This is a genomic window from Sinorhizobium sp. (assembly GCF_059070375.1).
In genome coordinates, this window is the sequence record NZ_JCACWC010000003.1 from 2,414,436 (window position 1) to 2,428,674 (window position 14,239).

Consider the following 14,239-nt stretch of genomic DNA (forward strand, 5'->3'; position numbering starts at 1 on the left):
CATGATCCTGAATGACCGGATCGCGATCGTGACCGGAGCGGGCTCCGGAATCGGCCGGGCGGGTGCCGCCATCATGGCCCGCGAAGGCGCCCATGTGGTCGTCGTCGACCGCAGCGTGGAAGCCGCGGGCGGAACAGTGGCGGCGATCGCCACCGGGGGCGGCAGCGCTGAAGCGCTCGCGGTCGACGTCACCGACGACGAAGCGCTTGCGGACGGCATTGCCGATATCCTCTATCGGCACGGGCGGATCGACATCCTGCACAATCACGCCGGCGCGCAGGTCGCCGGCGACCTGGAAAAGGTCGAGGTGGCGGGTTTCGACCGGTCCTGGAACCTCAACGTCCGCGCCCATTTCATGGCTGCACGCCTCGTCATGCCCTCGATGAAGGCGGCCGGTCGCGGCGTGATCGTGAACACGTCGTCTTCGTCCGGCGTCCTCTACGATCGTGAGATGATCGCCTATACGACGACGAAACACGCGGTCATCGCCATGACCCGGCAGATGGCGGGCGACTATGCGAAATACGGTGTCAGGGTGAACGCTCTCTGCCCCGGCTGGGTCGACACGCCCTTCAACGAACCCTTCATCGACCAGATGGGCGGGCGCGAGGCCATCGAAGCCTATATCCGCGAGAGGGTTCCGCTCGGCCGCTGGGCGAGCGTCGACGAGATCGCCGAGTCGATCCTCTTCCTTGTTTCCGACCGTTCCTCCTACATGACCGGACAGATCCTCGTGGTGGACGGGGGCGAGACGGTGGTCTGATCGCTGAATCATCTCTCGATGGATTGGCCGCAGACCTCTGATTCGACTCGCAAAACTCACCTTCGCTCAACTTCCGCCTGAGGCCCTTGAATCAGTTCTTCAGCTTGAGCCGCCGGCGCGTCTCGCTGGGGCTTTCGCGATAATGCGCGCGGTAGCTGCGCGAAAATGAAGACGACGAGTTGAAGCCGGAAATCGCCGCAATGTCGGCGAACTCCATCCGCGTTTCGATCACCTTGCGCCGCGCTGCGTTGAGCCGCAGCGCCAGATAGTGTTCGTGCGGCGCGACGCCCATGGTCTCCTTGAAGAGATCCTGAAGGTGCCGGGCGCTGACCCCCACGCGGCGCGCCAGCCGCGCGAGCGTCAGCGGAGCCTCGACCGTTTCTTCCATCAGCTTGACCGCGGCGCCGACGCGAGTCTCGAGAATGCGCATGTTGCCGATCGCGGGTACCTGCAGGAGGTCGCCGCGGGTGCGTTCCTGCTCGTAGATGAAGAGGCGCGACACTTCGAGCGCCAGCGAATAGCCGTGCGCGCGGCGGATCAGTTCCAGCATCAGGTCCAGCGTCGGCAGCGAGCCGCCGGTGGTGATGCGTTTTCGGTCGATGACGAAACGCTCGCGCACCATCGTCACCTGCGGATAGGCGGCGGCGAAATCCTCGAAATCCTCCCAGTGGGTGGTGGCCGAGAAATTGTCGAGGAGGCTCGTCTCCGCCAAGAGCCAGGAGCCGGATTCGATTCCGGCCATCATCTCCCGGTGCCGCGCCGTCTGCGACAGGAGCATCTTGAGCTGCGAGGTGGCGCTGCGCTGCCAGTGGTAGCTGGAAAGCACGAAGAGCGGCGCCGTCTCGCGCTGCGGGCGGAAGGCGCCGGCCACCGGGACGGGAATGCCGCTCTTCGTCTCGATCGCTCTCCCGTCCGGACTGAACAGGCTCCAGCTGTAAAGCGTGCGCCCGGCGATACGATTGGCGGCGCGCAACGGTTCGACAACCGATGCGACAAGGATGAGATTGGTCTCCGGCAAGACCAGAAGGTCGATATGCTGCGCCTGCGCGATGCTGCTGTCCACGACAAAACTTCCTCCAGAGAATTCCGATAATGTATAGGATGCTTCTCTTAATGCAAAGCAACGCGGCACTTTCTGGCCCGTAATACGGGCAACGAAAGGGAGGACATCAATGCCGCTCAGCATGAACCGCGAGGTGTTCATCACATGCGCCGTCACCGGCGCCGGAGACACCGTCTCGAAATCCAGCCACGTTCCGGTCACGCCGAAACAGATCGCCGAATCGGCGATCGAGGCCGCCAAGGCGGGTGCCGCGGTCGTCCACTGTCACGTCCGCGATCCCGACACCGGCGCGCCTGCGCGGCGGCTCGACCTCTACAGGGAAGTGACCGACCGCATCCGCTCCGCCGACATCGACGTGGTGCTCAATCTGACCGCCGGCATGGGCGGAGACCTCGTCTTCGGTGACGTCGAGAGCCCCTTCCCCGTCAACGAGAAGGGCACGGACATGGCCGGCGCCACCGAACGCGTCGCGCATGTCGCCGAATGCCTGCCGGAAATCTGCACGCTCGACTGCGGCACCATGAATTTCTCGCTCGGCGATTACGTCATGACCAATACGCCGTCGATGCTGCGCGAGATGGCACGGCAGATGACCGCACTCGGCGTGCGTCCGGAGATCGAGGCCTTCGATACCGGGCATTTGTGGTTCGCCAAGCAACTCGCCGAAGAAGGCCTGATCGAGGATCCGGTGCTGATCCAGCTCTGCATGGGCATTCCGTGGGGCGCGCCGGACGATCTCAACACCTTCATGGCCATGGTCAACAACGTGCCCTCGAACTGGACCTTTTCCGCCTTCTCGATCGGCCGCAATGCCATGGCCTATCCCGCTGCCGCAATCCTCGCCGGCGGCAACGTCCGCGTCGGCCTGGAAGACAATCTCTATGTCGGCAAGGGCCAGCTCGCGACCAATGCCCAGCTCGTGGAGAAAGCGGTTTCCGTCGTCGAGAGCATGGGCGCGAAGATCATCGGTCCGGAAGAGGTCCGCAGGAAGCTGAAGCTGACGAAGCGGTAACAAGACCCCTCCCAACCCTCCCCACAAGGGGAGGACTTAACCTGCCGCGGCAGGCGCCACCTGTCCCTCCCCTTTGTGGGGAGGTCGGTCCCGAAGGGATCGGGAGCGGCTCTTACGACATTTTGAATGGAGAGGGGAATGACCACAATCACCAGGGCCGCCTGTATCGGCGGCGGCGTCATCGGCGGGGCCTGGGCTGCGCGTTTTGCGCTTGCAGGAATAGACGTCAACATCTTCGACCCGCATCCGGAAGCCGAGCGCATCATCGGCGAGGCCATGGCCAACGCGGAACGCGCCTATGGCATGCTGACCATGGCGCCGCTTCCGCCGCGCGGCAAATTCACCTTCTGCAAGAGCATTCAGGAGGCAGTCGAGGACGTTGACTGGATTCAGGAAAGCGTGCCCGAACGGTTGCCGTTGAAGCGCGGCGTCATCAACGAGATCGATGCGGCCGCCCGGCCCGATGCCCTCATCGGCTCCTCCACTTCGGGCCTGCTCCCGTCCGACCTGCAGGCCGAGATGAAACACCCCGAACGCATGTTCGTGGCCCATCCCTATAACCCGGTCTATCTGCTGCCGCTGGTGGAGCTCGTCGGCGGCAAGAAGACGTCGCCGGAAACGATCAGGCGCGCCGAGGAAGCGGTTGCCGAGATCGGCATGAAGGGCGTCGTCATCGCCAAGGAGATAGAGGCCTTCGTCGGCGACCGCCTGCTCGAGGCGCTCTGGCGCGAAGCACTCTGGCTGATCCAGGACGACATCTGCGATACCGAGACGCTCGACGACGTCATGCGCTATTCCTTCGGCATGCGCTGGGCACAGATGGGTCTCTTCGAGACTTATCGCATCGCCGGCGGCGAAGCGGGCATGCGCCACTTCCTCGCCCAGTTCGGCCCCTGCCTCAAATGGCCCTGGACGAAATTCACCGACGTGGTCGATCTCGACGACGCGCTCGTCGAGAAGATCGGGGCACAATCGGACGCGCAGGCCGCCGGTCGCTCCATCCGCGAACTCGAACGCATCCGGGACGAAAACCTCGTCGGCATCATGCATGCCTTGAAGGCCGGCGACGGCGGCAAAGGCTGGGGTGCCGGCAAGCTGCTCGCCGATTTCGAGAAGCGGCTTTGGGAAAAGGGCGGCAGTCCGTCGAAAAGCATGGACGCGTCCGGGCCGCTGCGTCTGGTCGATACCAGGGTCAACGCCGCCTGGGTCGACTACAACGGCCACATGACAGAGCATCGATACTTACAGCTCTTCGGCGACACCTCGGACGCACTGCTCAAGTTGATCGGCGTCGACTTCGCCTATGTCGAGGCCGGCCACAGCTATTACACGGTCGAGACCCACATCCGCCATCTCGGCGAAGCCAAGCTCGGACAGGCGCTCTATACGACCCTGCAGCTTCTTTCGTCGGACGAGAAGCGCATTCACTTCTTCACGCGCATTCACGATGCGGCGTCGGGCGACGTCATCGCCACCGCCGAACAGATGATGCTGCATGTCGACGCCAAGGCCGGCAAGTCCGTGCCGGCACCGGCGGAGGTGATGGCGAAGCTGAAGCCGATCGCGGAAGGTCATGCGAACCTGGACGCGCCCGAGGGCGCGGGACGGCATGTGGGGCAGAAACGGTGATGGCGATGCTGGCGGGATAAGAGCCCCACATCCGCCTGCCGGCACCTCTCCCCGTCCCAAGGACGTCCCGACGGGGAGAGGGATAGTCCTCGGATTAGCCCGAGGAGAGGGGCACCGCCCGAGAGCCCCGCAGCAGATCGTTGAGGAGCGATCTGCCGCGCGCACCAGAATTGACGAGGGAGAACAATGAATTTCGCACTGACCGAAGAACAGCAGATGATCGTCGACACGGTCCGCACCTTCGTCGAGACCGAGATCTATCCGCATGAGAACGAGGTCGAGCGGACCGGAGTGGTGCCGCGCGAACTCGGGCTGGAAATCGCCCGCAAATGCAAGGAACTCGGCTTCTTCGCCTGCAACTTCCCGGAAGAGGTCGGCGGCGCCGGCCTCGACCATCTGACCTTCACTCTGGTCGAGCGCGAGCTCGGCCGCGGGTCCATGGGCCTCACCGTCTTTTTCGGGCGGCCGTCCGGCATCCTGATGGCCTGCAACGAGGATCAGCGGGAGCGATACCTGCTCCCCGCCGTCCGCGGCGACAAGTTCGACGCGCTCGCCATGACCGAACCGGATGCCGGCTCGGACGTGCGCGGCATGAAATGCTTCGCACGGCAGGACGGCGACGACTGGATCGTCAACGGGACGAAGCACTTCATCAGCCATGCCGACATTGCCGATTTCGTCATCGTCTTCGTCGCCACCGGCGAGGAGCAGACGCCGCGCGGACCGAAGAAGAAGATCACCTGTTTCCTGGTCGATCGCGGCACCCCCGGCTTCGAAATCCGCGAGGGCTACAATTCCGTCTCGCATCGCGGCTACAAGAACTGCATCCTCACTTTCGACGACTGCCGCCTGCCTTCCGCCCAGATCCTCGGCGAGGCCCATAAAGGCTTCGATATTGCCAACGACTGGCTCTACGCCACGCGCCTGACCGTGGCGGCCACCTCCGTCGGCCGCGCCCGTCGCGCCTTCGATTACGCACTCTCCTACGCGGCCGAGCGCAAGCAGTTCGGCAAGCCGATCGGCGCCAACCAGGGAGTCTCCTTCAAGCTTGCCGACATGATCACCGAGATCGACGCGGCCGACCTTCTGACACTCTCGGCCGCCTGGCGGCTCGACCAGGGCCTGCCGTCCAACCGCGAGATCGCTTCGGCCAAGGTCTATGCCACCGAAATGCTCGCCCGCGTCACAGACGAGGCGATCCAGATCTATGGCGGCATGGGACTCATGGACGACCTGCCGCTCGCCCGCTTCTGGCGCGACGCCCGCGTCGAGCGCATCTGGGATGGGACGTCCGAGATCCAGCGACACATCATCAGCCGCGATCTGCTCCGGCCGCTGGGGGCCTGAACGATGGGCGAGCTTCCGCAAATTACCCCCCTCTGCCCTGCCGGGCATCTCCCCGGCGCACTCCACGGGGGCGCGGCATGACCTCCACTCCCCGCTCCCTCGACCGTCTCATCCGCCCACGCTCCATCGCCGTCTTCGGCGGCAAGGAGGCGCGCCGCGTCATCGAGCAATGCGACAAGATGGGCTTTGCCGGCGACATCTGGCCGGTCCACCCGCGCGAAGAAGAAATCCTCGGCCGCCGCTGCTATCGCTCGGTGTCCGACCTGCCGGGGGCGCCGGATGCCTCCTTCGTCGGGGTCAACCGCGCGCTCACGATCGAGATCATCCGCGATCTCGCCGCGCGCGGCGCCGGGGGTGCCGTCTGCTACGCCTCCGGTTTCCGCGAGGCGGCAAACGAGCTTGCCGATGGCAACGACCTGCAGGAGGCGCTCGTCGCGGCGGCCGGCGACATGCCGATCGTTGGGCCCAACTGCTACGGTTTCATCAACATGCTGGACGGCGCGCTGCTCTGGCCCGACCAGCACGGCATGCTTCGGGTCGAACGCGGCGTCGCGATCCTCACGCAATCTTCCAACATCGCCTGCAACATCTCCATGCAGAAGCGCGGGCTGCCGCTGGCCTATGTCATGACGGCCGGCAACCAGGCGCAGACGGGCCTTTCCGACATCGCCTGCGCCGTGCTCGAGGATCCGCGCGTCACCGCCGTCGGTCTCCATATCGAAGGCTTCGACAGCATCGAGGCGTTGGAAAGGCTTGCCGCCCGCGCACGAGAGCTGCGCAAACCCGTGGTCACGCTGAAGGTCGGGAAATCGGAAGCAGCCCAGCTTGCAACCGTCTCCCATACCGCCTCGCTAGCCGGCAACGACCGGGTCTCCTCGGCCCTGCTCGCCCGCCTCGGCATCGGCCGCGTCGATACGCTGCCCGAGTTGCTCGAAACGCTGAAGCTGCTGCATCTTCATGGGCCGCTGCCCAGCGCCGATATCTCCTCGATGAGCTGTTCGGGCGGCGAGGCATCGCTGATGGCGGATGCCGGCGTCCGGCGCAAAGTCAATTTCCGGGCACTCAGGGAGGAACAGCGCCAGCCGCTGCGCGAAAGCCTCGGCGAAATGGTGACGATCGCCAATCCGCTCGACTACCACACCTTCGTCTGGGGAAATCGCGAGAAGCAGACGGCCGCTTTCACGGCCATGATGCGCGGCGGCTATGCCCTCAACCTGATCGTGCTCGATTTCCCGCGGCTCGACCGATGCGACGCGGCCGACTGGGTCACGACCTGTGAGGCGATCATCGATGCGACGAAGGCTACCGGGGCGGTCGCCGGCATCGTTGCGAGCCTCGGCGAGAACATGCCCGAGGAAACCGCTCTCTCGCTGGTGTCGGCGGGCGTCGTGCCCTTCTTCGGCATCGACGAGGCGCTCGCCGCCATCGAGACCGCCGCTGCGATCGGCGCGATCTGGGCAAAGCCCGCAGCACCTCCCCTCCTCCGCTCGCGCCCTGAGGGAGGCGAGATCGTCACCCTGAGCGAAGCCGAAGCGAAGGCTGAGCTCGCGGCAGCGGGCGTCATCGTTCCCGGTGGCAGGAGCGCCGCGACAGTCGAGGAAGCCGCAGCGGCGGCCGAGGCCCTCGGCTTCCCCGTGGTCCTCAAGGGCCTCGGCGTGGCGCACAAGACCGAAGCCGGTGCGGTCAAGGTCAATCTGACAAGCCGTCAGGAGGTCATCACGGCGGCGCGAGGCATGGCTGCGGTCGCCTCCGGTTACCTCGTCGAGAAGATGATCGCCAGGCCTGTGGCGGAGCTGATCGTCGGGGCGATGCGCGACGCGGTCGCAGGTCCGGTGCTGACGATCGGCGCGGGCGGAATTCTCGTCGAATTGCTGGAGGATTCCGCGATCCTCACGCTGCCGGTCACCGAGGAGATGATCCGCGATGCGATTGCGGGCCTGAAGATCGGCAAGCTGCTCGACGGCTATCGCGGCAATCCCAAGGGCGATATCGCCGCCTTGACAGGAACTGTCGCTGCCGCGGCATCCTATGTCGTTGCAAACGCTTCCAAACTCGAAGAACTCGATATCAATCCTATAATGGTGCTGCCGGACGGCCACGGAGCCGTTGCCGCCGACGCCCTGATCCGCCGGAGGAAATGACGCCCATGACCGGACCGATCCTTACGCGCCGCGAAGGCGGCATTCTCGAAGTCACGATCGACCGGCCGAAGGCCAACGCCATCGACCTGAAGACCAGCCGCGTCATGGGCGAAATCTTCCGCGATTTCCGGGACGACCCGGAGCTCAGGGTCGCGATCATCACCGGCGCCGGCGAGAAATTCTTCTGCCCCGGCTGGGACCTGAAGGCGGCCGCGGAAGGCGATCCAGTCGATGGAGACTACGGCGTCGGCGGTTTCGGCGGGATGCAGGAGCTCCGCGACCTCAACAAGCCCATCATCGCGGCCGTCAACGGCATTTGTTGCGGTGGCGGCCTGGAGATCGCGCTTTCGACCGACATCATCCTCGCAGCCGAACATGCGAGTTTCGCACTCCCGGAAATCCGCTCGGGCACGCTCGCCGATGCCGCTTCGATCAAGCTGCCGAAGCGCATCCCCTACCATATCGCCATGGACATGCTGCTCACCGGCCGCTGGCTCGACGTGGTCGAAGCGAACCGCTGGGGCTTCGTCAACGAGATCCTGCCGGCCGGACGGCTGATGGACCGGGCCTGGGAACTGGCGCGCCTGCTCGAAAGCGGTCCGCCGCTCGTCTATGCCGCAATCAAGGAAGTGGTCCGCGATGCCGAGGGCCGGGACTTCCAGACGACCATGAACAAGGTCACCCGTCGCCAGTTCAGGACAGTCGATGTCCTCTATTCGAGCGAGGACCAGCTCGAGGGCGCCCGCGCCTTTGCGGAGAAGCGCGACCCGGTCTGGAAGGGACGCTGAGATACGCGGCCTCTTCGGCCGCGGACAGAGTGGAAGCCGGAGGATGCCGGCCTTCAGCGTGACGCGCCGCGAGCACCGGCGCGTGCGGCTGAGCAGTCTTTCCATAAGACATGCTTATGGAAAAGATTTATAATTTAGGACGTTACAAGCCACGTCCAAGCGTTTAGCCTTATGGATGAACAACGCGGATAACGCGCAAAGAGACGACAAGGAGGTCAGGATAGAGACGATCCCGGTGGACTGCAAACCACCTCCGGCCATCTCGACCGATGGCAAATACGCGAACACTCTACCAATCACAACGAACGGCGAATGCCGGCTGAAGAAGGGAACAGGGGAATGAGCGATTACAAAGACTATTTGGCACGTCAGGTCATGCTCGGCAAAATGAACCGGCGTGAATTTCTCGGACGCGCCGCCGCCCTCGGCATTGCCGTGTCTACGGCGAATACGCTCTTCGCGTCCAGCGCCGCGGCGCAGGAGCCGAAGCGCGGCGGTCACCTGAAGCTCGGCCTCGAAGGGGCAGCCGCCACCGATTCGCGGGATCCCGCAAAGGCGCTGTCGCAATTCATGTTCGTGGTCGGCCGGAACTGGGGCGACATGCTCGTCGAGAGCCACCCGACGACCGGCGAACCGGTGCCGGCGCTTGCAGAATCCTGGGAGCCCTCCGCCGACGCCGCCACCTGGACCTTCACGATCCGCAAGGGCGTCAAATTCCACGACGGCAAGGAACTGACGATCGACGACGTCATCAAGACCCTGCAGCGACACACGGACGAAAAGTCCGAGTCCGGCGCGCTCGGCGTGATGAAATCCATCAAGGAAATCAAGGCCGACGGCGACAAGCTCGTCTTGACGCTGACGGAGGGTAATGCGGACCTGCCGCTGCTGCTGACCGATTATCACCTCATCATCCAGCCGAACGGCGGCACGGACAATCCCGACGCGATGATCGGGACCGGCCCCTATAAGGTCGCAAGCTTCGAGCCGGGCGTGCGGGCCACATTCGAAAGGAACGCCGACGACTGGCGCACCGACCGCGGCTACGTCGATTCCGTCGAACTGATCGCGATGAACGACGCGACGGCACGCATCGCGGCGCTGTCCTCGGGCCAGGTCCACTTCATCAACCGCGTCGACCCGAAGACGGTCAACCTGTTGAAGAAGGCGCCGACCGTCGAAATCCTCAACACGTCGGGCCGAGGACATTACGTCTTCATCATGCATTGCAACACGGCGCCGTTCGACAACAACGACCTGCGCATGGCGCTGAAATACGCGATGGACCGCGAGACGCTGGTCCAGCGCATTCTTGGCGGCTACGGCAAGGTCGGCAACGACTTCCCGATCAACGACACCTATGCGCTCTTCCCCGAAGGTATCGAGCAACGCGCCTACGATCCGGACAAGGCGGCATTCCACTACAAGAAGTCCGGCCATAGTGGTCCGGTGCTGCTGCGCACCTCGGACGTCGCTTTCCCGGGCGCGGTCGATGCCGCCGTCCTCTACCAGGCGAGCGCCAAGAAGGCGGGCATCGAGATCGAGGTCAAGCGCGAGCCGGGCGACGGCTATTGGTCCAACGTCTGGAACGTCCAACCCTTCTCGACATCCTATTGGGGCGGGCGTCCGACCCAGGATCAGATGTACTCCACCGCCTATCTCTCGACAGCCGACTGGAACGACACCCGCTTCAAGCGTCCGGATTTCGACAAGATCCTGCTCGAAGCACGTTCCGAGCTGGACGAAGCGAAGCGCAAGGACATGTACCGCACCATGGCGATGATGGTGCGCGACGAAGGCGGCCTGATCCTGCCGATGTTCAACGACTTCGTGAACGCGGCCGGCAAAACGGTGAAGGGCTACGTCCACGACATCGGCAACGACATGTCGAACGGCTATGTCGCGACCAGGGTATGGCTGGACGCCTGATGATGGAAAGCGGACCGATCACGGGTCCGGTCGTGACGGATGCGACCGCAGGCGAGACAGCCCTGCGGTCCCCCGATCTTTCCGGTGTCCCAGCCAAACCCGACCCGGCCGCCGACGAGCTCGGCGGCACGTTCTGGCGGCGCTTCGCCTTTCGCCGTCCTCTCGCGGCGCTGATCCTTCAGCGCCTGGGACTGAGCGTCGGCCTGCTCTTCGCCGTGTCGCTGATGATCTTCGGCGGCATCGAGGCGTTGCCCGGCGATTTCGCCACCACCTATCTCGGCCAGTCGGCGACGCCGCAGGCCGTCGAGAACATCCGCAAGGATCTCGGGCTCGACCGCCCCTGGAGCGAGCGCTATCTCAGCTGGCTCGGCGGCGCCGTGCAGGGTGATTTCGGCACGTCCTGGGCGAGCAGAAATTCCGTCAGCGAGCAGATCGGCAACCGCCTCGGCAACTCGCTCTTCCTGGCTTTCTTCGCGGCGCTTGTCTCCGTACCGCTGGCCGTGGGTCTCGGGATGCTCGCGGTGCAATTCCGCAACCGCCTGCCTGACAAGATCATCAACGTGATATCGCTTGCGGCGATCTCACTGCCGGAGTTCTTCATCGGCTATCTGTTGATCATGTTCTTCGCCGTCAAATGGGGGGTCGCCACCTTCCCGGCCACCGTCTACGCCAGCATGGGCTTCATGGACCGCCTTTCGGCAATCGCACTTCCGGTCGCGACCCTCGTGCTCGTGGTCCTCGCCCATATGATGCGCATGACGCGCGCGGCCATCCTCAACGTCATGTCGTCGGCCTACGTGGAAACCGCCGAACTCAAGGGGCTCGGCACGTTCCGCATCATCGCGCGGCACGCCGCCCCCAATGCCGTGGCCCCGGTCATCAACGTCATAGCGCTGAACCTTGCCTATCTGGTCGTCGGCGTCGTCGTGGTCGAGGTCGTCTTCGTTTATCCCGGCATGGGGCAATACATGGTGGATGCCGTGACGGTGCGCGACATGCCCGTCGTGCAGGCGTGCGGGCTGATCTTTGCGGCCTTCTACATCTTCCTCAACATGGCGGCCGACATTCTCGCCATTCTCGCCAATCCGAGACTGAGGCACCCGCGATGAACCTGAAATCCATTCCACTCAGTGCCTGGGTAGGCATCATCGGCATCGCGATCGCGCTTCTGTGCGCTCTCTTCGCGCCCGCTCTCGCGCCCTTCGGCGAGCGGGAAGTGGTCGGCGAGATCTGGCTCCCGGCCGGCGGCGATTTCCTGCTCGGCACGGACAATCTCGGCCGCGACCTGCTCTCGCGCCTGATCTACGGTGCCCGCACGACCATCTTCGTGGCGTTGGCGGCAACCGTGCTCTCCTTCGCTCTCGGCATGATCCTGAGCTTCACCGCAGCCGTCACCGGCGGCTTCGTCGATCAGTTCTTCTCCCGCTTCAACGATCTGATGATGGCGGTGCCGACGCTGATCTTCGCGCTCGTCGTTCTCGCGGTGCTGCCGCAGCATCTGTGGATCCTGGTTCTCGTCATGGCCGTGCTCGACTCGACGCGCGTCTTCCGCATCGGCCGCGCCGTCGCCCTCGATGTCGCGGTGATGGAATTCGTCGAGGCTGCGCGGTTACGCGGCGAAGGCAATGTCTGGATCATCTTCCGGGAAATCCTGCCGAACACGCTGTCGCCGCTGCTCGCCGAGTTCGGTCTGCGCTTCGCCTTCTCGATCCTGTTCCTCTCCACCCTCTCCTTCCTCGGCCTCGGCATCCAGCCGCCGGCCGCCGACTGGGGCGGCATGGTCAAGGACAACAAGGATGGCATCATCTTCGGCATATCCGCCGCGCTCATCCCGGGCGGAGCGATCGCCGCCCTCGCCATCTGCGTCAATCTCGTCGTCGACTGGCTGATGAAGCGCACCTCGAGCCTGAAAGGAGGCCGCGGCGATGCCTGAGCTGCTTTCCGTCAAGAACCTGAAGATCGAAGCGACGAGCTATCCGCCGGGCGAACCGCCGAAGGTGGTGACGCTGGTCGAGGGCGTTTCCTTCGATCTCGAAAAAGGCAAGGTGCTCGGTCTCATCGGCGAGTCCGGTGCCGGCAAGTCGACCATCGGCCTTTCGGCGCTCGCCTATGGCCGCGGCGGGGTGAGGATCACCGGCGGTGAGGTGCTGCTCAACGGCCGCGACATCCTGAAGCTCGGCCGCAGCGGCATCAACGCGGTTCGCGGGCGCAATGTCTGCTACGTCGCGCAGTCCGCCGCAGCCGCCTTCAACCCGGCGCACAAGCTCGGCGATCAGGTGATCGAGGCGTCGGTCCGTCACGGCGTCATGAGCCGTGAAGAGGCGAACAGGCGCGCGCTCTACCTTTTCGAGGTCCTCGGCCTTCCCAATCCGGAGACCTTCGGCGACCGCTATCCCCACCAGGTGTCGGGCGGGCAGTTGCAGCGCGCCATGACCGCCATGGCTCTCTGCCCCAATCCGGAGCTGATCGTCTTCGACGAGCCGACCACGGCACTCGACGTGACGACCCAGATCGACGTGCTCGCGGCCATCAAGCACGCGATCGAAGAGACCGACACGGCGGCCCTCTACATCACCCACGATCTTGCAGTCGTCGCCCAGATCTCCGACGACATCATGGTGCTGCGTCACGGCAAGACCGTGGAATACGGCACCACGAAGCAGGTGATCGAGGCCCCGAGGGAAGAATACACCCGCGCCCTCGTCAGCGTCCGCCAGGAAAAACGCGTCGAGGCCCCGGACCAGACCGGAGCGCTTCTCAAGATCGAACATGTGCATGCCGGCTACGCCAACGGCTTCAAGGTGCTGCACGACGTCTCGATGCATCTGCCTAAGGGGCAGACGCTTGCAGTCGTCGGGGAGTCCGGATCGGGCAAGTCGACGCTCGCACGCGTCATCACCGGCCTGCTGCCGCCGAGCGAAGGGCGCATCACCTTCGAAGGAAAGGAACTGCCGAAAGCCTTGAAGGGGCGAACCAACGACGAGCTTCGGCGGATCCAAATGATCTATCAGATGGCCGATACGGCGATGAATCCGCGCCAGACGGTGCGCGACATCGTCGGCCGGCCGCTCTCCTTCTACTTCGGAATGCATGGCGCCAAGAAGACCGAGCGGGTGAAGGAACTGCTCGATCAGATCGAAATGGGCACCCGCTTCCTCGATCGTTATCCGGCCGAGCTTTCCGGCGGACAGAAGCAGCGCGTCGCGATCGCCCGGGCGCTTGCCGCCCAACCGGAACTCATCCTTTGCGACGAGCCGACCTCGGCGCTCGATCCGCTGGTGGCGGAGGGCATTCTGAACCTGCTTCTGAAGCTGCAGGAGGAAACCGCCGTTTCCTACGTCTTCATCACCCATGACATCGCGATCGTCCGGGCAATCGCCGACAGCGTCGCCGTAATGCATCGCGGCCGGCTGGTGCGCTTCGGTCCGAAGTCTAAGGTCCTTTCGCCGCCCTTCGACGACTATACCGATCTGCTTTTGAAGTCGGTTCCCGAAATGGAAATCGGCTGGCTGGAAAAGGTCCTGCAGACGCGACGGATGGAGAGCGCCGGCAATTGAATGCGCGTGG

11 protein-coding genes are annotated in these 14,239 nt (G+C 64.3%); 10 read left to right on the top strand and 1 reads right to left on the bottom strand.

The genetic code is table 11. The annotated features are described in order from the left end of the window. The first annotated feature begins 1 nt into the window (after position 1). Positions 2-763, top strand: coding sequence for an SDR family NAD(P)-dependent oxidoreductase (locus AC5J09_RS23720; RefSeq protein WP_494298630.1), 762 nt, complete (start codon positions 2-4; stop codon positions 761-763). Positions 764-854: 91 nt separating this feature from the next. On the opposite strand, the gene AC5J09_RS23725 is transcribed toward AC5J09_RS23720, so the two are convergent. After that, positions 855-1,826, bottom strand: coding sequence for a GlxA family transcriptional regulator (locus tag AC5J09_RS23725; RefSeq protein WP_018095526.1), 972 nt, complete (start codon positions 1,824-1,826; stop codon positions 855-857). Positions 1,827-1,935: 109 nt separating this feature from the next. Between AC5J09_RS23725 and bcoG the strand changes: the two genes are divergently transcribed. From bcoG to AC5J09_RS23770, 9 genes are all read left to right on the top strand, one after another. After that, positions 1,936-2,838, top strand: coding sequence for a 3-dehydrocarnitine:acetyl-CoA trimethylamine transferase BcoG (gene bcoG, locus AC5J09_RS23730; protein WP_494298631.1), 903 nt, complete (start codon positions 1,936-1,938; stop codon positions 2,836-2,838). A gap of 138 nt (positions 2,839-2,976) precedes the next feature. Continuing rightward, positions 2,977-4,467, top strand: a complete 1,491-nt coding sequence (locus AC5J09_RS23735) for a carnitine 3-dehydrogenase (RefSeq protein ID WP_494298632.1) — start codon at positions 2,977-2,979, stop codon at positions 4,465-4,467. A 186-nt stretch (positions 4,468-4,653) separates the two neighbouring features. Further along, the gene (locus AC5J09_RS23740) at positions 4,654-5,814 is read left to right on the top strand and encodes an acyl-CoA dehydrogenase family protein (RefSeq protein WP_127711286.1); all 1,161 of its coding nucleotides are present in this window, start codon (positions 4,654-4,656) and stop codon (positions 5,812-5,814) included. 77 nt (positions 5,815-5,891) lie between these two features. Then, positions 5,892-7,955: an acetate--CoA ligase family protein gene (locus tag AC5J09_RS23745; RefSeq protein ID WP_494298633.1), complete on the top strand. Its 2,064-nt coding sequence runs from the start codon at positions 5,892-5,894 to the stop codon at positions 7,953-7,955. 5 nt (positions 7,956-7,960) lie between these two features. Further along, a complete protein-coding gene (locus AC5J09_RS23750; protein WP_013844655.1) occupies positions 7,961-8,743 on the top strand; it encodes a carnitinyl-CoA dehydratase in 783 nt (260 codons plus the stop codon). Between the two features lie 339 nt (positions 8,744-9,082). Continuing rightward, a complete protein-coding gene (locus tag AC5J09_RS23755) occupies positions 9,083-10,672 on the top strand; it encodes an ABC transporter substrate-binding protein (RefSeq protein WP_018095532.1) in 1,590 nt (529 codons plus the stop codon). Next, positions 10,657-11,781 carry an ABC transporter permease gene (locus AC5J09_RS23760; protein ID WP_440852017.1) on the top strand — a complete coding sequence of 375 codons (1,125 nt, stop codon included), beginning with the start codon at positions 10,657-10,659 and terminating at the stop codon, positions 11,779-11,781. The genes AC5J09_RS23755 and AC5J09_RS23760 overlap by 16 nt, the downstream gene beginning before the upstream one ends. Beyond that, complete coding sequence (locus tag AC5J09_RS23765; RefSeq protein WP_494298634.1) at positions 11,778-12,605, top strand: ABC transporter permease; 828 nt, start codon at positions 11,778-11,780, stop codon at positions 12,603-12,605. Before AC5J09_RS23760 ends, AC5J09_RS23765 begins: the two co-directional genes overlap by 4 nt. Then, entirely contained in the window at positions 12,598-14,229 is a 1,632-nt protein-coding gene (locus AC5J09_RS23770) for an ABC transporter ATP-binding protein (protein WP_018095535.1), read from the top strand. The genes AC5J09_RS23765 and AC5J09_RS23770 overlap by 8 nt, the downstream gene beginning before the upstream one ends. Positions 14,230-14,239 lie beyond the last annotated feature (10 nt).